Here is a 21212-nt window from a genome sequence, read left to right on the forward strand (position 1 = left end):
GTCGACTCTCTATGCCGATCGTCGCGCCCAGACAGCCCGATGTTCAGGTAAGAGTACGTGCGGCGGCTGGGGTACCGATTCCCTATCAGGGACGGCGGCTACGGAGGTTGGACCGATGGAGCTCTACACCAACGACCAGATGCGGCATCCGCGCGGTGGCTACGATCAGGCCCGCGTCGAAGCAGCGCGCCAACAGATGCGAGCCGGTGAGCGCGCGTATCGGCTGTCCGAGCCACGAGAGGCGCCACCCGAGTACATCTGAGCTCGAGTCACAGGGCCTCGCTCGCCGTCGCCAGCGCTCCGGCCAGCAGGTCGTAGTCGACGGCTTGACCTTCTACGACATCGGCGGTCTTGCGGTCACCGTTGCCCATCGACCGCAGTACGCCCTTGACCGCCGCAACCTCGGATGCGTTGAACACCATGAACGACACCTTGTTCTTGGCGACGTGGATGACCGCGGCGTGCTGCCCGCCCTTGAGGAAATGCGGTTTGTTGTATTGCATCTTCTCCTCGACGTCGGGAATGACCCGGTGGATCATGGCCCGCAGGTCATCGCAGACCGCGACCTGCCACGGCGCCGCCTTGCCGATGTAGTCGGTGACTTCGCTGTTCATCGTGTCCTCCAATGACTTCCAACTGGATGCGCTCGAGCGCGTGTATTCGGTAGGACGACGTACACGACCAGGAGTCATCGGTGGCGGCGGGAACGATTCACACCTCGTCGGGATGCAGGGCGTCGAGGATCAAGGTCAGGCCGAAGTCGAACTCGTCGGCGTAGGTGTAGTCCGGGCGCAGGGCGTGGTCGGTGATGAGTTCGCTGAGGTGCGGGTAGGCGTCGGTCGGGGCGGCGTGCAGGATGTCGGCCGCGACGTCGTCGAGTTCGGCGCGGTTGGTGAACGGCAGGCTGAGCTCTTGCAGGACGAATCCGTAGACGTAGCTGTCGATTACGGAGAAGGCGTGCGCCGCCATCGCGACGGAGAAGCCCGCTGCGCGCAGCACGCCGAGTACCGCATCGTGATGGCTCAGAGTCGCCGGACCGGGGTGGCTGCGGGAATCGAGGAGTCCGACGGCCCACCGGTGCCTGCCCAAGGCCGCACGAGTCGAGGCGGCGCGCTCGCGCATCGCCTGCTTCCAGTCGGCCCCTGGCGCCGGCAGATCGATCTCGCCGAACACCGCGTCGACCATCCCGTCGAGGATGCCGTCCCGCCCGGCCACATGGTTGTACAGCGACATCGCCTCGACGCCCAGCCGACCGGCGATCGCCCGCATGGTGGCTCCGGCCTCCCCCTTCTCGTCGGCGAGCGTCATCGCGGCGGCGATCACCCGATCCCGGCTCAGCGGCTCCCGGTGTGCGCGCCTGCTGCCCTGCCCGCTCATTCAGCTCCTTCCCTTGACCTACTTACGTTGTAAGCCTACCGTGACTTACAACGTAAGTACGCCCTACGGCAAGGCAGTCAGGAGCACAGGACATGAGCACGGATCAGATCCGGAAGGTGTGCATCGTCGGCGCCTCCGGCAAGCTCGGGCAGTACATGGTTCAGCACGCGCTGGAGCGCGGTTACGAGGTTGTCGGCGTGTGCCGGGAACGCAGCGTCGGCAAACTCGACGCCTACGCCGACCGAATCACCATCGTTGCCGGCCAGACCAACGAACGTGAGGTGATCCGCACGGCTGTCGCCGGATGCGACGGCGTCCTGACCGTGCTGGCGCCATGGGGCATCCAGCAGTACTCCTCCGGCACGGCGCAGGCCGTCCTCGATTACGCCGAACCCGATGCGCGCCTGATCTTTTCGTGCGGTTGGCACGTCGCCCCCGACGACAAGGACCGCTACTCGTGGCGGTTCAAGACGATCGTCCGCATCACCACCTGGTTGGCCCGCCTGGTCCGCGCCGTCGAAATCGACGACCAGGTCGAGGCCGCCCGGCGCATCTTCGCCAGCGACCGCCGCTGGACCCTGGTCCGCGGCAGCGATCTGGAGGAAGGTGAGAGCCAAGGCCTACCGGTATGGAGCCGCCACGTCGGCGATCCGATCCTCGCCTCGAACCTCACCCGCCGCGTGGATTTCGCCCTGTTCATGGTGGCGGCACTCACCGATGACACCCTCGTCCGCGAGGCCCCGGCCATCGTCGGACGCCTGTCCCCCAGCGCTCTGGCCCACGCCGGCACCGACAGGTCCCAACCCCACCGAGAGCACCACAACGCGGACTCGCCGCGTCTAGCAAGCGATTACGGCGAGGATGGGCGCGGGCGATGAGCACGGATATCCACCGGTCGCCCGTCCGGATCGCGGGCGGTCATCGTCCATTGCGTCGGCAGGGTCTCGATCTCCCCGACCGTCAACCCGGTGGCCAGGAGTCGGTCCCGAACCTGCACCAACTGTTCGTATGTTCCCACTCGTAAGCCCCACCCGGCCCGTCCCAACGGGTCGAGTTCGGCTGTCGAGCCGCTGCCGTTTTCGACAATCAGCAGGTGATCGGCCCCACCGACATCGACGACGGCGATCCGTGGATCAGTGCCGGTAGCCGCGCGCTCGAACGCGAGTCTCGCCCCGAGCAATTCGGTGTAGTACCGCACGAGCCGGTCGAGATCAGCGGTGGACAGTGTCAGATGGTTGATTCCGTGCAGTTCGGGCATTATCGCCCCAACCTACTGGCGCGGAGCGGCGAAGTGGGTCCGTAGCGGCCACATCAGTACCACCGATCCGCGCCATGACCAGCGGGTCGTGTCAGCCGAGTTCGTAATCGAACCAGATGCGATGCGTGCCGTCGGGGTCGACGGCTATTCCGCCGGTGCCGGTGATGCCCGCGAGGGCGGCGGTGCCGCTGCCCGCGACGATGACGAAAAACTCCGCCGAGCGGTCGGTTCCCGTGGTGGTGGCCGAATGGGCGAAGCAGAAGGTGCCGGCCGCGCCTTGCATCGAGCCCTCGAACGATTCCATCGCGATGTACGTGCCCGCCCCGCGTTCCTCGTCGAATGCGGAGGTGAACAAGGTAGCGGCACGTCCGGATACCTCACCCTCGAACTGCTTTTCCATCCGCGCCAACCCGACCGGAGCACCGGTCGCGATCGCGGGTTCGGGAGAGACATCGGTAGGCGTGAACGACTTGACGCTGAACGTTCCGTTAGCTCGCATGCCGCGACCCTAGCGGGACCCACCGACATCCGAGAGCCGCCGCTTGGCCGGGGGCCGGATCGGCGAGCCAGGAGCGCCAACGGCGCTCACACCCGGAACGCCGAACCCATGGCACTACAGACTAGCGAGCTACGCTGAATCAGGCAGCGATCAAACTTGCTGCTCGGCAAGGATACTGGTCACGTCGGCGCTCTGGAGGTAACAACGGATTCGCTCAGCGAATCCGGGTGCGCCGGCGTCACGGAGAGCTTCGGGCAGAGACTTGCCTTTCCGGGGCACCCAGTACGCCAATTGTTCATGCATGACCTTACGGATCAGCATCGGATTCGAGTCGTCGATGAGTTCGAAGAACGCATCTGGACCGTAGACCTCGTACTCGAGGTCATCAATCTCCTCGAAGTCAGAACCGTTCGAGGTCAACACCATGTCGATCCGACCGTGGAGTGCGGCGGAGTGTACATGCGCGTCGAACACATCGGGGTAATCAAGTGCACGGTCGATCGTATAGCCGGTGATCAGGCTCCCGTCGCCCAGCGCTGCGATGATGCGACGCCGAGTCCCTCCGATCTGCTCCTCCGACAGAAACGGATTGGCTTTGCGTAGCTTGTACAGCGTCTCAGCCATGATGTCTTCGGTCCAGAAGAGCGCGAACATCTGGTCTCCGCCCCGGACCTGGAGCATGCAGGTCCAGTCGCGTAACGTCCTCGAGTACAGGATATTTGCGTCCACCAGAACGCGCGTCAGCACTCGGTCTCCCAGTGAGCGCCGGGCACCGGACGACCGCGTCGCGCGCTGGAATCTTCGTCATCGTTCACTCGCGGATTCCCCACTCCTCTTCGAGCGCTCGCAGTTCATCGAAGGCCTGACTCTGCGCTTCCAGCTGTGCGCGCCGGAACTCGAGCACGTCCCTGCTGTACAGACGCGTGTGCGACCCGACCTTATGGGCTGGAATCTTTCCGTCCCGGATCAGTTTCATCAGCGACGGACGGGAAAGTCGTAGCATCCGTGCCGCGACAGTCGTGGTGACTTCGTTAGGGATGCTGCCGATGGTGACGGTGCAGCCACGACCGATGAGATCGACAAGGTGAAAGACGAGAGCCGACAGTTCGGACGGCATCGTCAGGTTGCGGCTCGCACTCGGCCCGGCGGCGACCGCCAGACTCGCGAGGAGCGATCCGGTGTCGTCGAGAAACGCTTGTACCTCGCGGGCCTGCTCGATCTCACGCGGGCTCACGGCCACGGTGGCGCGACCATCACGTTGTAGCGTGTCCACAGCCTGGCCTCCTCTCATTTCCGCAGTACAAAGACATCTGTTCCGAGCCAACGATACGGGCATTTCACTTATAAGTGCAACACCGTGCAGATGCAACCGCATTCTTCATCGTCGGGGTCGACCACCGCCGCCGAAGTCGCGCGATACATTGCGCTCGATCGAGGTGGGGCACCGTAGCTCTCGGCCGTAACAGGTTCGTGGCGCAGGCACACATCCGACATGGCCGCGACCCTAGCGGGACCCACCGACATCCCGAAGGAGCAGCAGAGCGCGGGACCGCCGGCTCCAACCAATGGGCAACAGCACAGGCCGACGAGGGGAACATGAGGCGGGTGACACGCCGATGCCGCCGGTCTCATGTCCCCCTCGTCCGATTGGCAGACTACTTGCGGAGGTGGGCGGCCCTTCCTGGTCGAGGGGCCGGGGTTATGGGTGGTCGAAGCGGCCGGAGCGGGTGGTGGTGAGGAAGGCGTCCCAGGCGGTTGGGGTGAAGATGAGGGCCGGGCCGGTGGGGTTCTTGGAGTCGCGGACGCCTACGCGATCAGCCTCGAGATGTGCGACTTCGACGCACTCACTGTTCGGCGCACTCATGGAGGACTTGAACCACTCGGCCCCAAAGACATCGACGCTCACTGCATAAACTCCCTTGCTATTCGTCTTAGGAGGAGTTTGCTGTCCCCAGGCGACAACGCTACTCGTTTCAATGCTTGGTGCGCCTGCCGATATCCATGAACCGTGCGGACGTGATCGTAGTAGATGTTGGTATTCAGCTGCTCCAGGTAAACAACCGATGGCTCATTCACGAGCTCCAGGATCACGAACGATCCGATGTGACCACCGTACGGATAGGGTGCGCCGATTGGTATCACTCGCAGCTCGACGTTCTCCGACATATCCGCCATGTGCCGAGCTTGTTCGGCCATAACGGACAGACCGCCAACCACCCTACGCAAGACCGCTTCTTCCACTACGACATCCAGCGGCAATGGTGACCTCGACCGTGTGACCAACCTCTGCCGCCGCGTTCGGATGGCTACTGCGTCGTCGATCTCCTCGGGCGGCATATCACTCAGCCGACTCAACGCTCGGATGTAGCTCGGGGTTTGGAGTAAGCCTGGGCACAGTGACGGCTGATACTGCGTCAACCTCGTCGCATTCGCCTCCAGGCTGAGATACGACGCGAAGTTGTCGGCGAGGAACTCCTCGTACTGGTGCCACCATCCCTGGTCCGGCTTGCCAGCTTCCTGCGACAGTCTCACAAGTCCCGCCAGCTTGTCCTCCGCGTTGCAAAGCTCGCAGATCCCTTCGAGATCGCTGACACGAATGCTGTTCGCCGTTCCCGTCTCCAACCTCTGCACTGTCGTCGCGCCGCGCCCGAGCAGCCGGGCGAGATGTTCGATGGAAAGCCCCGCTCCTTGGCGGATTTCCCGTAGCTGCCGACCGAGTTGCCTGCGCGGGATATTGGTCGGCATCGGCTTGGTGGTCATCGTTCCCCTTCCCCCTTCTGGATGGATTCACGCTCGTTCGCGGATGGGATTCGGCCCGCTGACGGAGGACCCTCTGGGGAACTCGACGAACTCCTCTGAGCACCCCTCAAAACCTGGAATCCGCTGGCAGAGCCGTGTTCTCCTGTCGCCGGCCACCAGGGCCGGGACAGCCGAGCCGGGAGGATGGGACCCCTTACCGATCCCCGGAACGGACATTCGCACGATGCCTGGAGCGCGGGTTGTGGATGGCGATGCCCCTCGCCCCGGCCCTGGCGGCTCCCAACCAATCGTGAGGATGACGTGGACGACGATACACCGGTAGCGCTGGGGCTCATCCGGTTTCGCAGTGAACTGAAAACCACGACACGCTGGGACGAGGCGCGCATCCATCGGCTCGCCACTCGCCTCGGCTACACGCTGGGGCATCCGATTTTCGTCTTCGGGCCGGAACCGTCGTTATGGGAATCCGATATCACCGACGCTATCCGCCGGTACCGCGCCGAAGCGCTTTTCGTCCCCTCACTGATGCACCTCGACTACGCCTTCCGCGCACTGGAGCAACTGGTCGATGTGATCACCCTCGATCCGTTCCACGTGTACGCCCGCTGGCCGCTGAAGAATCTGGAGACCTTCGAATGATCACCGAATCCATGTTGGAACCGCTGCTCGGCCACGCCAGACTCCCGGTCATGGACGTCACCACCGCGCATCTGGTGATGCAGAAACATCGTCACTGCCTCACCACCAACTGCCCGATCCGACATCAGGCGAAAATCCCGCTGGTGCAGGCGAAACGAATGGTTCCGGCGGACTGGCCGCATATGTGATGTGCCGCCCGAGCGCCATGAACGTCGACACGGCGACGTCTTCTCCCCGCGCCGCGTCCGGACGAGAGCTCGACATCGAGGCATGGCGGTGGCCGTACGCTATTCCCCTCAGTGGGCGTAAGGCATGAGCGGCGGCTCCCCGCCCAAGGTCGGCGCGAACAGCGTCGCCTGGATCGACTCGTTCAGCGCCATAGCGGAATTCGGCACGAAACTCGCCGGATCGACACCGGGCATCAGCATGTCGGCGCAGCCCGCGCCACCCACCCGATGGGGTTGCGCGGGACCGTCATGAGTGAACGCATCGACTGCCAGCTGGAAGGCGGTGTTGTCGTAGGCCATACCGAAGTGTTCGACCAGCCGACCGGGACACAGGTCCTGGACCGCCACATTGGTGACGTTGCTGCCCGACGGGAGGTAAGCCGAGGTGTAGGGCATGACGATCTCGTCCAATTCGGTCGCGACCACGGTGTAATCGACCTCGGCGAACGTTTCGGGCTGACTGTTGAGGGCGGTGAGGAAGTTCGAGCCTCCGGTCTGCTGCCATCGCGCGGCCGAGCACTTCTTCGTGCGATGGCAGTCCTGCACGGGGTGCTGCGATCCGTGGTTCGAGGAGGCGAATCCGACGTAATCGTCGACCATGGCACGGGTTTCCGGCCAGAACGCGAGCGCCCACCGCGCCACCATGCCACCTTGACTGTGGCCGAGAATCGAGATCGGGCGCCCGGCGCGTTCGAACATGATCTGGATGGCGCGGGCAACGTACTCACCGTTCATCTGGATATCGGCCGTCGCGTTGTCCGGTGATTGCAGATCGCAGTGCGCCCAGCCCTGCGCGTCCAGGTAGCGGTCCCAGTTCCACGACCAGTTCGCCACGGACGTGGAGGTGGTGCCGTGCAACAGCAGCAGCGGCGTCGGACCGGTACTCAGGTCGCCGGTGCAGGTGAGTGCCTGCTCGACGGTCTGCACCGATGGCCGCAATGCGGGGGCGGCGCTGTCCGGTGCGGCAGCGGCGACGCCCGCGCCCAGCGCGAGCGATAGCACGGTGGTCGCGGCTAGCAGGGCGCGCCGGGCGATGGTCGGCCTCATCGTCGAGGATCCTTCCGGTGTTCGTTGGCGGAGAAGTCAGCGGTTGACGATCCCGGCGTCACCTATCGCGGCGACGATGCGGTCGGCGACGCCACGGTGGCCCGCCAGGGTGGGGTGGTACGGCAGCAGCGTCTGATCGGCGAGGATCGGGTCGAACCAGCGCACCGACGGATCGGCGCACATACCCGCCGACGGCGAGGCGACGACGGTATCGATGTAGATCGCGCCGTGCGCTGCCGCTTCGCGGCCAACGACGCTGTTGAGGCGGGCGAACTTGGATTGGATGTAGGGCGCGTCGGTGTCGCGCAGACCGAGCATCGCGGGGCAGCTGGACGCACCGAGGTAGGTCGGCCAGCCATCGACGAAGATCGTGGCATGCGGTGCGCGGCGGGAGATCTCGTCCAGCGCTGCGGCGTATGCCGGGGCGATCGCGTCGATATCGGCATCCCACTGTGGGTCGGCGGCGGCCGCACAACCGCCGGTCACCGCACCCGCATGGCAGCCGCCCAGGATGTAGCGGGTCATGTTCGCGTCATTGGCGCCGATGTGCAGTGTGACGATCCGGGTATTCGGGCCAAGCGCGTCCAATTGCGGTCCGGCACCGGGAGCTTGTGAGCGGGTCAGGTCGGGGATTTTGGCGGAACTGCACGTCCGGTCGTCCAGTTCGAGGCCCAATCGCTGCGCCACAAGCGTCGGTGCGTTCGAGTTCGATCGGATACACGCCAACGGCGCCGTCGGGTCGACGTCCACGACTCCAGTCGTCGCGGCTCCCGAATCACCGAGCGCCACGTACTCCGCACCAGCTGCCGGAGCCGCGTGAACGGTCGCCGCCGAGAGCATGGCCGGCACGGAGAGTGCGAGCACCATGGCGAGACGATGGAGTGTTGTGCGCATCGGAATGACCTCGGTATCGAACTGTGGCGGCATGACACCGTGGTGCCGCACCGCTCCCGCATTGAGACGCTGCCGTCTCATTACGGGCACTCTAGCGAGACCGACCGTCGCCAGGGGCGGTTTTGCGTCGATTGGCGATCGATACCGGAGCCACGTCACCGATCCTCCGGACGCCGCGCAAACAGCGGCGACGTGCAAGTCGTGGTGGCGCCGGCGTCGACCCCAGTACCGGACAACAGCAGCCGGCGGTCCGGCGCTCACTCCTGGCGAAAGCGCAGGCAGCTCGCGATGAAGTCGTGGACGGCGGACGCAGCGCCGGTCGCCGGGTCCCAGGCGACAGCCACCTGAGTCGACGGAATACCCGTCACCGGACGGTATACGACACCAGGGCGCTGGAAGTAGCGCCCGGACGATTCCGGAGCGAGGGCGACGCCGTAACCATTGGCGATCGCACTGAGCCATTCATCGGTGTGCTCGGTGACGGCGCCGATCCGTACCGGATGCCCTTGGCGTTCGCTGGTGGCCAGCCAATAGTCCCGCCATTCGCCGGTCGTGCCCACGGCGGCGATGAACGGCTCGTCCCACAGCTGATGGAAGGCGATGGTGTCGGCACCGGCGAGGGGGTGGGTGCTCGGCAGCATTACCCCGCGCGGTTCTGTCAACAAGACTTCGATACGCCAGGATTCCTGGCCGGGAAACGGCACGCGCAGCAGCGCGGCGTCGACGTCGCCCGCCGCCAGCCCGGCCGTCGGATCCCCCCAGGAGCTCTGCCGCATCTCCACCCGCCAGCCGGGCCGGAGTTCACCGAACGCGCCGATGATGTCGGGGGTCGCCTCGTTCGCCGCGCTGGCGAGAAATCCCACCCTGAGCACCCGATCCTGTTCGGCCGCAGCAGTTTTCACTTCCGCCACCGCACGCTGCCAGTCCACCAGCAACAGCGGCACGGAACGGGCCAGCACCTGCCCCGGTTCGGTGAGCGTCATTCCGGCCCGCGATCGGACGAACAGCGGCACACCGAGCAGTTCCTCCAACCGGCGGATCTGCTTGGTGAGCGAGGGTTGGGACACGTACAACCGTTCGGCCGCGCGGCTGAGGTTGCCCTCGTCGGCGACCACCACGAAATAGCGCAGCAGCCGGGTGTCCACATCCATGCCATCAGGTTATGGATGCAGGTATTGGACGGGCAACCGGGTCGGCGGCAAGGCTGAATGTGCATCTCGTCGAAGAAGGAAGGCCCACTCGTGTTCGCCCTGTACGTGACTCTGACCTGCATCACCGCGCTCGGCGCATTCGGCGGAGTGTGGATGAACTTCACCCGGCATCCGGTGACCGTCGCCGCAGCCGAACAGGTTCGGGTACCGCTGTCGTGGACGCGGCCGATCGGCACCGTGTTTCTCGCCGGGGCGCTGGGGTTGGTCGCCGGGTTCGCCCTGCCCGCCGTTGGCATCGCCGCGGCCGGCGGGCTCGTCCTGCATTTCGGGTGCGCGATTATCGCCCATCTTCGTGTCCGCGACTTCGATCTCATCGGCGCCGGGGTAGCTCTCACGCTCGTCACGGCGAACTTCGCCGTGACCCTCGCGTACTACCTCGGCTGAGCACACCGGCTCGGAGGTTTTCGCGACCGTCGACGGCGCGCTGTCATTCCAGCCGACGGCCGCTGGTGGCGCGCGATCGGCCGGACATCGAGCTGCCGCATGCCCACCGTAAGCTCCCGCTCATGGCCCTCAGCGCGACTCTGTACACCTTCACCATCCAGTTGGCCGACGTCGATCGCGGCGTCTACCAGGACCTGGAGTTGCGGGTCGCGCGCCATCCGTCCGAAACCGCCGAGTTCATGCTGACTCGCCTGCTGGCCTACTGCCTGGAACACGAGGACGGCATCACCTTCAGCGACGGCGGCGTCTCCTCCACCAATGAACCCGCCGTCCTCGTCCGCGACCTCACCGGCCGCCTCACCACCTGGATCGACATCGGTGCTCCCGACGCCGACCGCATCCACCGCGCCGCCAAACTCGCCGACCGAGTCGCCATCTACACCCACCGCGACCCCACCAAAGTCCTGGCCGCCCTCACCGGCAAGCGCATCCACCGCGCCGACACCATCCCCCTCTACAGCTTCGACCGCGAGGTCATCGAGTCCGCAGCCGCCGCCATCGACCGCCGCACCGATGCCACCATCTCGGTCACCGAACGCCTGCTGTACCTCGATCTCAACGGCTCGGCCTTCAGCACCGCGATCGAGGAGCACCGGCTGACATAGGCGCAGTGGACCGATCCGGCGGGCCGAAAGAGTCGCCGGTATGGATCCGGCGACGATCTTCGCGGCCGAACTGGTCGACCACCTGCTCGACCGCATCCTCGGACCGGCCGGCCGCTGAGACTCGGCCGGCGGTTCAGCCGAGTTCGGCGAGTTGCGGAACTACCGGGGCCATGCTGTCGATCCACTTCGCGGGCGAGCCGTCGAGTGGCATCGTCACGACCATGTCGATGCCGAGCTTCGCATAGTCGGCCATCACCCTGACGAATTCGTCTCTGGTGTCCGGGGTGGCATAGGAGTGGTCGGCCATGACGGTTTTGCGGATGGCTTCGTAATCGCGACCGAGGGTGTCGCAATGCTTGCGCAGGACGCCGAGTTTGTGTTCGACCTCGGCGGGTGAGGTGGCGAACAGGTTGCAGGCGTCACCGTATTCGGCGACCAGGCGCAGCGTCTTGCGTTCACCACCGCCACCGATGAGCACCTTCGGACGGTGGATCGGCTGTGGGGAACACAGGGTTTCGGCGAGCTGGTAGTGCTTGCCGCCGAAGGGCCCGTTGTTCTGCGGATCCCACATCTGGGCGCAGATGCGCAGCGCCTCCTCGAGGCGTTCGAAGCGTTCAGAGATGGCAGGAAACGGGACACCGAGACCCTCGTGTTCACGGTCGAACCACGCCGCACCGATGCCGAGTGCCGCACGCCCGCCCGACAGCACGTCGAGGGTGGTGACGATCTTGGCGAGCAGGCCCGGATGACGGTAGGTCACACCGGTGACGAGCAGGCCGAGTTCGACCGTGGAGGTGTGCGCGGCCAGATATCCCAGGGTGGCGTACCCCTCGAGCATGTTCGCCTCTGCCGGCATACCAGTCGGCGGAATCTGGAAGTAGTGGTCCATGAACGACAGCCAGGTCGCACCGGACTCCTCTACCGCCGCACCCACTCTGGCCAATTCGCCGGCAATCGCGCCGGTACCACCGTCGATGTCGAAGTTGGGAATGTGAAAGCCGAGGTCCATTCGATGATCTCCTCAGATCGGCAGCCGATGCGACACAGGCTATGACCTGGAGTGCACTCCAGGTCAAGCGTGTCCGCCGAACGCGTCGTCGCGGGCAACGGCGTATTCGCCACAGGCCCGCCCGCGGCGGCACATGGCGCCCGCTGGGTCGAGTGTGCTCGAGTCCACCGCACCGAGCCGAGGGAACACCATTCGCTTCCGACTTCCCATCACGGGGGTTTCCGTGCACATCGCCCTGGCACGAGGTGAGCGGTACGCTCCTTCCGGCCCCAGATCTACGCGGGCCGTTGGCATTCCAGCTCTGAATCGTCTGTTGCTCATGTGCTACCCACATCGAGGAGTCACTGTGCGTACTGGTCGGATGTTGTCGATTACCACTGCGGGAGTATTCGCCGCGCTCGTCGCGATCGCGGGTCCCGCCGCCGGGCAAGGTTTCCCGCAGTACGCGCACACCGGGCTCGACGCGCACAACAACTATCGGGCCCGCCACGGGTCACCGGCCATGTCCCTGACCCAGGATCTGGTCACCAGGGCAGGCAAATGCGCCCAGTACTACGCCGACAAAGGGACGATCGACCACTCGTGCCCGCACAAGAACGGCGCCGGCGAGAACCTCTTCATGGCCACGGGCGGCACCTCGGATGCGGTGCACAATGTCGAGGTCGCGACACAGGTCTGGTACGACGAGATCGCCGACTACGACTACAACAACCCGGGCTTTGCCAACAACACCGGCCATTTCACCCAGCTCGTATGGAAGGCGAGCACGCGACTCGGTGTCGGATTCAGCACGAAGAACAACAAACACATCGTCGTCGCGCTCTACCTGGAGCACGGCAATGTCACAGGGCGCAGCAACTTCGAGCAGAACGTGCCGCGCCCGCGGTAAGGCGGCGCCCGGCCCACATCGGGAGCATCACTCGGCGAATCCCCCGGCGAAGGGCGTCGCACGCCAATGCTCGATCGCCGACGTCATGTACTCCACCAACACTGGAAGTTATGGGGCGAGCGCGAGATAGGCGACGACGCGCAGCATGCCAATGGCGTTCACGAACCTCATCACGCCCGCGTCCAACGTCCGCATGCTGTTGCGCCGCGCACCACGATCGTAGGCGGCTTCCAGATCGGGCCGAGAGCCGCCAGATCCCATTCCACCGACCCCAAGGTAACCAGCTCGAAATCGGAGAACAGATCGCCATCAACCCCGGCGAACGCCAGAGTGTCATCGAGAAACCGTCGCGCTCAACGGGTTCGCGTGACACGAGCCGGCTGGGCGGGATCACCGGGCCCCTGCTCCGCGATCCAGTGCGCCACGTTCAGTTCTGATCGCTGACGGCGCGCCAGCCCCTCGAGTCCGCCATTGCCGGGCAGAACAGTCGGAATCCGCGCCACGACCGGTGCGGGCGCCAGATGCACCACCACGGAGAACAGGTCGTGCAGCACCCGCGGATCGGTGACGGTGAGCCCCAGGTCTCGCGCAACCGCGACCGCGGCGTCGACAGCGGACGAGGTGCGTCGGGCCAGGTCCTCCGCGCTCAGACAATCGGACATGGCCCGATCCTGCCAGGGCCTCCGGCGCATCGGATGCCATGGTTGCCGATGACCCCGTGTCGGCGCCGACTCCGGCTATTATTCGCATATGCGTTCGATCGACACCGCACAACGACGGGCACGGCTCGGGGTCAGGCATCGACTGGTGTGGCAGGCGCGGACCGGGAATGTCGCCGATATCGCCCGATCGCTGGTGGTCCTGCACGCGACCGATCCGGCGACGGTGTTTCTATCGGTCGCCGCACGTGGCGACGGGATCGCACCAGGCGATATCGAGCAGGCGCTGTACGAGGACCGTTCACTGCTGCGGATGCTGGCGATGCGGCGCACGATGTTCGTCGCGCCGGTCGAGCTGGTTCCCGTGCTGCAGGCCTCCTGCGCGGACGCGCTGGCCGACAAGCAGCGGCGCACCTACGGAAAGTACCTGGAGCAGGCCGGAATCGGCGACGGTGACGTGCCGTCCTGGTTGGCTGCGGTGGAGGACGAGACGCACCGGGCGCTGCTCGCACGTGGCGCCGCGACCGGCGCACAGCTGAGTAAAGACGTGCCACTGCTGCGCACGCAGGTGAATCCCACTCCGGACAAGGCCTATGCGCGCCCCACCAACATCACCACCTGGGTCCTGGTGACGCTCGGCGCGGAGGGGCGGATCGTGCGCGGGCGCCCCAACGGCAGCTGGTCGAGCAGCCAATACTCGTGGGCGCCGACCGAATCGTGGTTACCCGACGGTGTGGTGTCGATTCCGGCCGACGCGGCGCGCGACGAACTGGTCCGGCAGTGGCTGCGCGCATTCGGGCCCGCACCGGTCAGCGACATCAAATGGTGGACCGGATGGACATTGGGCGAGGTGCGCAAGACATTGGCCCGCCTCGACGTCACCGAGGTCGAGCTCGATGACGGCACCGGCGTCGTGCTGACCGACGACCTCGACCCGGTCGAGGAGCCCGAACCGTGGGCGGCGCTGCTCCCCGCCCTCGACCCAACGCCGATGGGCTGGCAGTCGCGCGCCTGGTACCTCGGCGACCACGCGAGCGCACTGTTCGACCGCAACGGCAATATCGGGCCGACCATCTGGTGGAACGGCCGCATCGTCGGCGGCTGGGCGCAGCGCAAGGACGGTGAGATCGCGCTGCGACTGCTGGAGGACGTCGGGTCGGACGCCGTCACCATGATCGACGCCGAAGCCGAGCGCATCGGCGCCTGGTACGGCGAGGTCCGCCCGATCCCCCGCTTCCGCACCCCGCTCGAACGCGAACTCACTGCCTAGGTCCGGTTGCGCACGTGGCCGACGGCCGCCGTTTCGGTGCCTGCGCAGCGCTCACCTGCCGTGGTTACGAGATGCTTTCGGCTTGCGGATGATCAACAGCGCACCGACCATGACCAGCAGCAGCCCGACACCGACAGCACCGATCCCGGCAGTGAACATGCTGGTCTCCATCGGGGCCTGAACCCCCCTTGGAGTGCCCGTCGGCTCACCGAAATTCTCGAGATCGCCGGTGTATGCCTTTGCCGAAGTGTCGATCTCCGGTGGAGCGCCGGCCGCGCGGACCGCTTCAGCCGCGTTGATCTGCCCGGCCCCGACGAGGGCATCGTGCCCGCCCGCCGGGTGATCGGCCGTACTCATCAGGATCGCGCGGGTTTGCGCCGGAGTCAGGTCGGGATTCACCGCGAGCATCAGTGCGGTCACACCCGAGGCCAGCGCCGTGGCCGGAGAGGTGCCGTCGACCGGGCTGTAGCCGCCGTCCTTGTCGGCGCTGACGATGCCGACTCCGGGGGACGCGATGGTGTTGTGCGTTCGCACGGTGCTGAATTCGGCGCGCCCGCCGCCGGGCTGGGTCGCGGCTACGGAGATGACATTCGCGTAGCCAGCTGGGAAGTTGCCCTCGTTGACTTCATCGCTGCCGCCGCTGTTTCCGGCGGCCGCGAGCAGCGTGACGCCCTTGTGCACGGCGCGGGCGGCGGCCGCGACCTCGGTGCCGTCGAACTCGGCGAACAGGCCGCCGCCGAGAGACATCGAAATCACGTCGGCACCATTCTCGACAGCCCAGTCGATCCCATGGGCCACCGGTGTCACACCGTCCGTGGTGCGTTCCAGCTTGCCGTCCTCCTCCTGTTGGTCGTTGGTCACCCGTGCGGCGATGATTCGAGCCTTCGGGGCGACCTTGAGAACATCGGAGACCATCGCGGTGCCATGGATGCCGTACTCGGCGTCGCCCGCCTGAAGGCCGTCGGAGTTGTAGAAATCCGGTCCGACCATGTCCACGCGTCCTGCGAGGGCTGGATGGTCGGCGTTGATGCCGGAGTCCAGGACGGCCACGGTCACGCCCTCGCCCTGAGTGCTCGCATGCGCGGCCGACAGGCCGAGGGCATCGAACTCCCAGCTGACAGGTGCGTCCTCGGCGGATGCGGTCGGCGCCGCACCGAAGGCGACGGCTATGCACAACAGGCCGGCCGCGACAGCGTGGACGCCGCCACGGAGGGATCGCATCGTCACCGCAGATCTCCGTTCTTCAGCTCGACCAGATGCCCGGAGAACAGGTCGACCAAGTCTTGGGCATTGGCGTGCCACGCATCGCGGTCGGTGTCCTGGCCGCCGAGCTCGCCCCACTCTTCGGGCAGTTCACCCGCCACGTAGCCGTCCACAGAGCCGATGCTGGCTCCGATGGCGTACGGAAACTCATTGCCGTACATCGCATGCAGGTAGGAGCCGTTGCGGTCCTTCCACCCGGCGGCCAGCGTGTCGGGGACCGCGTACGGGGCGACAGCGCCCTCGATGAGCCGGTTGTCCAGGTAGACGTCGGCGACCTTGTTCTTCGGGCCGCTCTCCTCCGGTCCCATCGGCAGCACGATCAGCGCGACCGTCGCGACCATGTTGGCGGTCGTGTCCACGTAGGTGGCTCGCAGTACCGCCTTGCATCCGTTGGTCTGCGCTGCCTCCAGCGTGTGCCGCGTCAGGCCCTTATCGCATTCGGTGTCGGCCGAGATCCCCACCCGGTTCCAGATCGCCTGTTCTGGGTCGTAGAGCCCGCCCCCGTAGCCGGTCCGGCCGCCGAGTGTCTCGGGGAACACCTTGTCCACCGGTTCATCCCGCCATAGGTTCTCGCCGTAGGCGGCGTTGGGAAGCAGCTGCTGATGGTTGCTGTAGGCGTTCTCGGCGAGTACGCCGCCACCCACAAGAGCCAGGACGCCGACGAATCCGAGTATTCCACCGAGTACCTTGCGCCCGGCGCCGCCGCCCGGAGGCGGCGTCTGCTGGTACGGAGGTTGCGGCGGCCACGGCGCTTGGTGCGGAGGCGGCAGGCCGGGCCCACCTGGCGGCCGGGGCGCCGACATCGGCGGTTGTTGGACATACGGCGGTGCGCTGCCTGGACCAGGCGGCGGGTAAGACATCTCTTTCCTTCTCCCGAGCGGATCGGCTTCCGGCGGAGCGGTAGCTCCCCGACCTCGCCCGCGTAGGCGGCAAAGTACACACGGAGACAGGCTCTCGATCCGCCCCCTGGGGCCGCCCGTGCGAGCGACACCGTGCGAGGTACGCAAACACGGAGCTATTTCGAGTGTCAAACCCACAACCTGCCAGCCATGGCAATACCCATCCCCGGATCCGCAGCGCATCGAACCGCCCATCCGCGCAGGCTATTGCCCACTGTTCGCCCGGTGATCACTACGATCGAGGCCATGGACGCTCGCCCGTTTCAGGAATCCGACCGCTCGGCGCTACGAGAACTGTTCGGCCGCGCAGGCGCCGGTTCGCCCACCGAAAGTCTGTGGGGACACCTCGACTCCGAGGCGGCGGTGTACCTCGATCCGTACATGGACCTCGAACCCGATTCGTTGTTCGTGGCAGAAGCCGACGGGCAGCTGATCGGGTATCTCGCCGGGTGCGTGAATACCTCATCGTTCCCACCCGAGAGCGAGCGGATGGAGCAGGCGTTTCGCCGCTACCGCTCGATCTTCCTGTCCCGCTCCGCACTGTTCTTCGCCCGCGCCGCCGTCGACACGATGACCGCGAAGATCCGGCGCACCCCCTCCTCGGAAGACTTCACCGACCCCCACTGGCCCGCTCACCTGCATATCAATATCGCGCCAGAAGGACGCGGCACCGGTGCCGCCGACGCGATGATGGAGCTGTGGTTCGCGCGTCTGCGTTCGGTCGATTCACCGGGCTGCCACCTGCAAACCCTGGTCGAGAACGGTCGAGCGGTGAAGTTCTTCGAGCGCATGGGATTCCGCGCGCACGGGCCCGAACCGCTGGTTCCTGGCGTGCGATATCAGGGCCGGAAGGTGCGTCAGCGGACGATGGTCCGGGAGTTCTGAACGCTCAGCCGACGTCGAGGATCGTCCGGCAGACCGCAGCGGTCGGCTCGCCAATGGTGTCGATGGCCCGCAGATGTGGGGTCGCCGCAACATCGTTGACCACGGTGAACGCGGCTTGGATGCGGATGCGGGTCTCCTCGGCATCCCACTGCGGATGAATCTGGCGTAGTAGCTGCGCCCACTCCGCGATGTATTCGCGTTGCACCAGGCGCATACGCTCGCGTTCACCGTCGGGCAGCCGGTCGGCTTCCGAGGTCAGCAGGCGCATCAGATCGTTGTACTCGAGGACGAACTCGCAGTAGCTGACGATGAGTCGGTGCACGGCGTCGGTGGTGCTATCTGCCCGTCCGAGCTGGCGGACCATATCGGCGCGCAGCAGTTCGTTACCGCGGCGCATCGCGGTGGCGAGGATATCGGCTTTGCTGTCGAAATGGTTGTAGATACTGGGTCCCGCGATACCGACCGCGGCGCCGAGATCGTCGTTGCCGACACCGGCGAATCCGTCGCGCGCGAACAGCGTTGTCGCCGTGCGCAGAATCGCCTCGCGCCGGTTCGGTGACCACTGTGGCTCGGGTGCCATGGCAGGGCGCGGCGGCGGCAGCGGTGCGACGGGCACACCTGCCGCGGCTCGGCTGATACCGGCGATCAGGGCGGCAAACCGATCGGCAGGCAGCTCGAGATGGTAATACGAGGCGCTGGTGGTGACCCCGAGCACGCACCACGACAGGAAATCGGCCTCGGCAGGACCGAGCTCGGGCCTGCCGCGGCGCAGGATCTCCGCCAGCCGCGCGCCGATACCCCGCAACTGGTGCCGCAACTCGGTGCGGACGTCGGCACTCAGATGCCTTGCCTCCGCATGCCAGAGCACCCCGACGCCACGATGGGCGAGCATGGTTTCGGCCAGGGTCGCGGCCGGATCAGCGGCCGGGTCGGCGATGAGCCCATCGAGGGTGGCGACGACCGTGGTCAATGTGTCGGCGACCACGGCGTGCAGCAGATCATGCTTCCCGCCGAAGTGGCGATACAGCGCCGATGGGCCGATCGCGACGGCATCGGCGACATCCTTCATCGACACGCCGGAATAGCCGTTGCGGAAATACAGATCGGCTGCCGCCGCGATGATCAACGCCCGCCGATTGGCCGGGCGGGTACCACGAGCCGGGCGGTTCGGCGCTACCGGCTCGGCTCGGCTCGCGGTCACGATCTCCTCCTCACGCATGGTCCGGGAAAGGGTATAGCGAGCGTGTGGCCAGCTCGTTCAGCACTGTGTCAGAAGTTGAAACCGCCGCCGCAGATGAGGGTCTGGCCGCTGACATAATCCGATTCCGGGGTGCACAGCAGGTACACCGCACCGGCGGCCTCCGCGGGGGTCCCGGCGCGGCCCAAGGGAATCGAGCGTTCCATGGCGGCGAGCAGATCCGGATTCACGCCGACCTTCAGCTCCTTGCCCTGGACGTCGATGGTGCTGCTGCCATCGGCAGGCGCCTCGGTCAGGCGAGTCCGGATGAGACCGAACGCGACCGCGTTGACGGTGACGTTGTAGCGGCCCCATTCCTTGGACAGCGTCCTGGTCAGGCCGAGCACACCGGCTTTCGCGGCCGAGTAGTTCGCCTGTCCCGCATTGCCGCCGGTGCCCGCCATCGAGGAGATGTTGACAACCTTGCGGCACGGCACCGGCTCCCCCGCCTCCTTTGCCTGCTTCACCAGCCCGGCGATGACCGGCTGAGCGGCGCGCAGTATCCGGAACGGCGCCTTCAGGTGCACGTCGAGGATTGCATCCCACTGATCGTCGGTCGTCTTCTGGATCACCGAATCCCAGGTGTAGCCGGCATTGTTGACGATGATGTCGAGGCCGCCATAGGTGTCGACAGCGGCGGACACGAACCGTTCGGCGAAGTCCTCGTCGGTGACACTGCCGGGTACGGCCACCGCCTGGCCGCCAGCCACCTCGATGGCGGCGACGGTCTCCTTCGCCGGTTCGGCGTCGAGGTCGTTGACGACCACCTTCGCGCCCTGCGCCGCGAATTTCAGCGCGATTTCACGGCCGATGCCCCGCCCGGCCCCGGAGACGATGGCGACCTTGTTGTCCAGATTTCCCATAATGAATGTCCTTGTGGTGTCAGACGGCGATGACGGCAGGATCGAGTGGCATGTGTCAGCCCACCTTCTGGTAGAGGGTGACGACGGCGGCGCCACCGAGCCCGATGTTGTGCTGCAAGGCGACCTGCACGCCGTCGACTTGACGCTGCTCGGCCTGCCCCCGCAGCTGCCACACCAGTTCGGCACACTGCGCAAGTCCGGTCGCGCCCAGCGGATGCCCCTTCGACAGCAACCCGCCCGACGGATTGGTGACGACCCGGCCCCCGTAGGTGTTGTCGCCGTCGGCGATGAACTTCTCGGCCGTCCCCTCCGGGGTGAGCCCGAGCGCCTCGTAGGTGAGCAGCTCGTTGGTGGTGAAGCAGTCGTGCAATTCGACAACCCGGATATCCTCCGGTCCGATTCCCGCGCGCTCGTACACCTGTTGTGCGGCGGAGCGGGCCATATCGGCGCCAACGATATTCATCATCGAACCGCTGTCGAAGGTCGCGGCGCCATCGGTGGTCATGGCCTGCGCCGCGATCGCCACATCGCCGCGTAGGCCGTGCTGACGCGCGTAGTCTTCACTCACCAGTACGGCGGCAGCCGCTCCGCAGGTCGGCGGGCAGCATTGCAAACGGGTGAGCGGACCGTAGATCTGCGGTGCGGCCAGCACTTCCTCGACGGTCACCGGATCACGGAACACCGCGTACGGATTGTTCGCCGCATGCCGACGCGCCTTCACCGCGATCTGGGCGAATACCGCCGGATCCATGCCGTACTTCTCCGCGTACTCACGGCCTGCGCCGCCGAAGTACTGGGCCGCGAAGGGCGCCTCGCTGGCACCCTGCAACCCGTCCACGACGATGCCGAAGGTGTCGAACGGGCTCGGCCGGTCGGTGTAGGACATGGTCAGCGCGCCGCGCTGCATCTGCTCGAAGCCGACGGCGAGCACCACGTCCGCGACGCCGTGCTCGATCGCCTGCCGGGCCAGAAACAGCGCCGACGAGCCGGTCGAACAGTTGTTGTTGACGTTGACCACCGGGATACCGGTGACACCGACCCGGTACAGGGCGGCCTGGCCGGAGGTCGAATCCCCGTACACGTAGCCCGCATAGGCCTGCTGGATGGTGGTGTAGTCGACGCCTGCGTCGGCGAGTGCCGCGCGCACCGCCCGTTCGCCCATCACGTCGTAGGTCTCGCACGTGCGCGGTGTGGTGAACGGAATCATCCCGACACCGGCGACGAGAGTCTTCACTCCCATGTCATCATCTCCGATCAACTATCGGTGGTTCACTTAC

The 21212-nt window shown here is 66.0% G+C and carries 28 protein-coding genes; 9 read left to right on the forward strand and 19 right to left on the reverse strand.

Going from position 1 to position 21212, the window contains the following annotated elements:
• The first annotated feature begins 115 nt into the window (after nucleotides 1-115).
• Nucleotides 116-262 (forward strand): hypothetical protein, encoded by a 147-nt coding sequence (locus GV792_RS18175; RefSeq protein ID WP_163825330.1) that lies wholly within the window; start codon nucleotides 116-118, stop codon nucleotides 260-262.
• A gap of 7 nt (nucleotides 263-269) precedes the next feature.
• Here the strand turns inward: GV792_RS18175 and GV792_RS18180 are convergent, their stop codons facing one another.
• Both GV792_RS18180 and GV792_RS18185 read right to left on the reverse strand, forming a co-directional pair.
• Nucleotides 270-614 (reverse strand): DUF1801 domain-containing protein, encoded by a 345-nt coding sequence (locus GV792_RS18180; RefSeq protein ID WP_163825331.1) that lies wholly within the window; start codon nucleotides 612-614, stop codon nucleotides 270-272.
• 97 nt (nucleotides 615-711) lie between these two features.
• Nucleotides 712-1377, reverse strand: coding sequence for a TetR/AcrR family transcriptional regulator C-terminal domain-containing protein (locus GV792_RS18185; RefSeq protein ID WP_175583023.1), 666 nt, complete (start codon nucleotides 1375-1377; stop codon nucleotides 712-714).
• Between the two features lie 92 nt (nucleotides 1378-1469).
• Here GV792_RS18185 and GV792_RS18190 point away from each other — a divergent pair, with 92 nt between their 5' ends.
• Entirely contained in the window at nucleotides 1470-2255 is a 786-nt protein-coding gene (locus tag GV792_RS18190; protein ID WP_163825332.1) for an NAD(P)-dependent oxidoreductase, read from the forward strand.
• Here the strand turns inward: GV792_RS18190 and GV792_RS18195 are convergent.
• The 6 genes from GV792_RS18195 to GV792_RS18220 form a co-directional block, all read right to left on the reverse strand.
• A complete protein-coding gene (locus GV792_RS18195) occupies nucleotides 2228-2635 on the reverse strand; it encodes a VOC family protein (RefSeq protein ID WP_163825333.1) in 408 nt (135 codons plus the stop codon). The two genes, GV792_RS18190 and GV792_RS18195, sit on opposite strands and share 28 nt — an antisense overlap.
• Nucleotides 2636-2726: 91 nt before the next feature.
• Nucleotides 2727-3134, reverse strand: coding sequence for a DUF3224 domain-containing protein (locus GV792_RS18200; protein ID WP_163825334.1), 408 nt, complete (start codon nucleotides 3132-3134; stop codon nucleotides 2727-2729).
• Nucleotides 3135-3284: 150 nt separating this feature from the next.
• Nucleotides 3285-3881: a PIN domain-containing protein gene (locus tag GV792_RS18205; protein ID WP_163825335.1), complete on the reverse strand. Its 597-nt coding sequence runs from the start codon at nucleotides 3879-3881 to the stop codon at nucleotides 3285-3287.
• Nucleotides 3882-3945: 64 nt separating this feature from the next.
• Complete coding sequence (locus GV792_RS30110) at nucleotides 3946-4407, reverse strand: helix-turn-helix domain-containing protein (RefSeq protein ID WP_163825336.1); 462 nt, start codon at nucleotides 4405-4407, stop codon at nucleotides 3946-3948.
• Between the two features lie 426 nt (nucleotides 4408-4833).
• Entirely contained in the window at nucleotides 4834-5040 is a 207-nt protein-coding gene (locus GV792_RS18215) for a DUF397 domain-containing protein (RefSeq protein WP_163825337.1), read from the reverse strand.
• Entirely contained in the window at nucleotides 5037-5894 is an 858-nt protein-coding gene (locus GV792_RS18220; RefSeq protein ID WP_163825338.1) for a helix-turn-helix domain-containing protein, read from the reverse strand. The genes GV792_RS18215 and GV792_RS18220 overlap by 4 nt, the downstream gene beginning before the upstream one ends.
• A gap of 300 nt (nucleotides 5895-6194) precedes the next feature.
• Here GV792_RS18220 and GV792_RS18225 point away from each other — a divergent pair, with 300 nt between their 5' ends.
• Nucleotides 6195-6533, forward strand: coding sequence for a hypothetical protein (locus GV792_RS18225; RefSeq protein ID WP_163825339.1), 339 nt, complete (start codon nucleotides 6195-6197; stop codon nucleotides 6531-6533).
• On the forward strand, nucleotides 6530-6721 hold the full coding sequence (locus GV792_RS18230) for a hypothetical protein (RefSeq protein WP_163825340.1): 192 nt from the start codon (nucleotides 6530-6532) through the stop codon (nucleotides 6719-6721). The genes GV792_RS18225 and GV792_RS18230 overlap by 4 nt, the downstream gene beginning before the upstream one ends.
• 108 nt (nucleotides 6722-6829) lie before the next feature.
• Here the strand turns inward: GV792_RS18230 and GV792_RS18235 are convergent, their stop codons facing one another.
• The 3 genes from GV792_RS18235 to GV792_RS18245 all read right to left on the reverse strand — a co-directional run bounded on the left by GV792_RS18235 (nucleotide 6830) and on the right by GV792_RS18245 (nucleotide 9852).
• The gene (locus tag GV792_RS18235) at nucleotides 6830-7807 is read right to left on the reverse strand and encodes an esterase/lipase family protein (RefSeq protein WP_163825341.1); all 978 of its coding nucleotides are present in this window, start codon (nucleotides 7805-7807) and stop codon (nucleotides 6830-6832) included.
• A 36-nt stretch (nucleotides 7808-7843) separates the two neighbouring features.
• Nucleotides 7844-8782, reverse strand: a complete 939-nt coding sequence (locus GV792_RS18240) for an SGNH/GDSL hydrolase family protein (protein ID WP_256673838.1) — start codon at nucleotides 8780-8782, stop codon at nucleotides 7844-7846.
• A 176-nt stretch (nucleotides 8783-8958) separates the two neighbouring features.
• Entirely contained in the window at nucleotides 8959-9852 is an 894-nt protein-coding gene (locus tag GV792_RS18245; protein ID WP_163825342.1) for a LysR family transcriptional regulator, read from the reverse strand.
• Between the two features lie 90 nt (nucleotides 9853-9942).
• Between GV792_RS18245 and GV792_RS18250 the strand changes: the two genes are divergently transcribed.
• Entirely contained in the window at nucleotides 9943-10296 is a 354-nt protein-coding gene (locus GV792_RS18250; protein WP_163825343.1) for a DoxX family protein, read from the forward strand.
• A 122-nt stretch (nucleotides 10297-10418) separates the two neighbouring features.
• Nucleotides 10419-10961 carry a YaeQ family protein gene (locus tag GV792_RS18255; protein ID WP_163825344.1) on the forward strand — a complete coding sequence of 181 codons (543 nt, stop codon included), beginning with the start codon at nucleotides 10419-10421 and terminating at the stop codon, nucleotides 10959-10961.
• Nucleotides 10962-11094: 133 nt separating this feature from the next.
• On the opposite strand, the gene GV792_RS18260 is transcribed toward GV792_RS18255, so the two are convergent.
• The gene (locus tag GV792_RS18260; protein WP_163825345.1) at nucleotides 11095-11970 is read right to left on the reverse strand and encodes an LLM class F420-dependent oxidoreductase; all 876 of its coding nucleotides are present in this window, start codon (nucleotides 11968-11970) and stop codon (nucleotides 11095-11097) included.
• Nucleotides 11971-12316: 346 nt separating this feature from the next.
• On the opposite strand from GV792_RS18260, the gene GV792_RS18265 reads away from it, so the two are divergent.
• A complete protein-coding gene (locus GV792_RS18265; RefSeq protein ID WP_163825346.1) occupies nucleotides 12317-12859 on the forward strand; it encodes a CAP family protein in 543 nt (180 codons plus the stop codon).
• A 108-nt stretch (nucleotides 12860-12967) separates the two neighbouring features.
• On the opposite strand, the gene GV792_RS30115 is transcribed toward GV792_RS18265, so the two are convergent.
• Both GV792_RS30115 and GV792_RS30120 read right to left on the reverse strand, forming a co-directional pair.
• Nucleotides 12968-13120 carry a hypothetical protein gene (locus GV792_RS30115; RefSeq protein WP_306044007.1) on the reverse strand — a complete coding sequence of 51 codons (153 nt, stop codon included), beginning with the start codon at nucleotides 13118-13120 and terminating at the stop codon, nucleotides 12968-12970.
• 92 nt (nucleotides 13121-13212) lie between these two features.
• Complete coding sequence (locus tag GV792_RS30120; protein WP_306044008.1) at nucleotides 13213-13521, reverse strand: hypothetical protein; 309 nt, start codon at nucleotides 13519-13521, stop codon at nucleotides 13213-13215.
• 88 nt (nucleotides 13522-13609) lie between these two features.
• Between GV792_RS30120 and GV792_RS18275 the strand changes: the two genes are divergently transcribed.
• On the forward strand, nucleotides 13610-14788 hold the full coding sequence (locus tag GV792_RS18275) for a winged helix DNA-binding domain-containing protein (RefSeq protein ID WP_163825347.1): 1179 nt from the start codon (nucleotides 13610-13612) through the stop codon (nucleotides 14786-14788).
• Between the two features lie 51 nt (nucleotides 14789-14839).
• On the opposite strand, the gene GV792_RS18280 is transcribed toward GV792_RS18275, so the two are convergent.
• Together GV792_RS18280 and GV792_RS18285 are read right to left on the reverse strand one after the other, a co-directional pair.
• On the reverse strand, nucleotides 14840-16009 hold the full coding sequence (locus GV792_RS18280; protein ID WP_175584534.1) for a S8 family peptidase: 1170 nt from the start codon (nucleotides 16007-16009) through the stop codon (nucleotides 14840-14842).
• A gap of 2 nt (nucleotides 16010-16011) precedes the next feature.
• Entirely contained in the window at nucleotides 16012-16854 is an 843-nt protein-coding gene (locus GV792_RS18285) for a hypothetical protein (protein WP_163825349.1), read from the reverse strand.
• Between the two features lie 321 nt (nucleotides 16855-17175).
• Between GV792_RS18285 and GV792_RS18290 the strand changes: the two genes are divergently transcribed.
• Entirely contained in the window at nucleotides 17176-17835 is a 660-nt protein-coding gene (locus tag GV792_RS18290) for a GNAT family N-acetyltransferase (protein WP_309138535.1), read from the forward strand.
• A gap of 4 nt (nucleotides 17836-17839) precedes the next feature.
• Here the strand turns inward: GV792_RS18290 and GV792_RS18295 are convergent, their stop codons facing one another.
• From GV792_RS18295 to GV792_RS18305, 3 genes are all read right to left on the reverse strand, one after another.
• Complete coding sequence (locus tag GV792_RS18295) at nucleotides 17840-19036, reverse strand: TetR/AcrR family transcriptional regulator (RefSeq protein ID WP_163825350.1); 1197 nt, start codon at nucleotides 19034-19036, stop codon at nucleotides 17840-17842.
• A gap of 68 nt (nucleotides 19037-19104) precedes the next feature.
• Nucleotides 19105-19935: an SDR family NAD(P)-dependent oxidoreductase gene (locus tag GV792_RS18300; protein ID WP_175584524.1), complete on the reverse strand. Its 831-nt coding sequence runs from the start codon at nucleotides 19933-19935 to the stop codon at nucleotides 19105-19107.
• Between the two features lie 55 nt (nucleotides 19936-19990).
• Complete coding sequence (locus tag GV792_RS18305; protein WP_163825351.1) at nucleotides 19991-21175, reverse strand: lipid-transfer protein; 1185 nt, start codon at nucleotides 21173-21175, stop codon at nucleotides 19991-19993.
• Between the last annotated feature and the right edge of the window lie 37 nt (nucleotides 21176-21212).

The sequence above is a fragment of the Nocardia cyriacigeorgica genome (assembly GCF_010868145.1).
Lineage (GTDB): Bacteria > Actinomycetota > Actinomycetes > Mycobacteriales > Mycobacteriaceae > Nocardia > Nocardia cyriacigeorgica_D.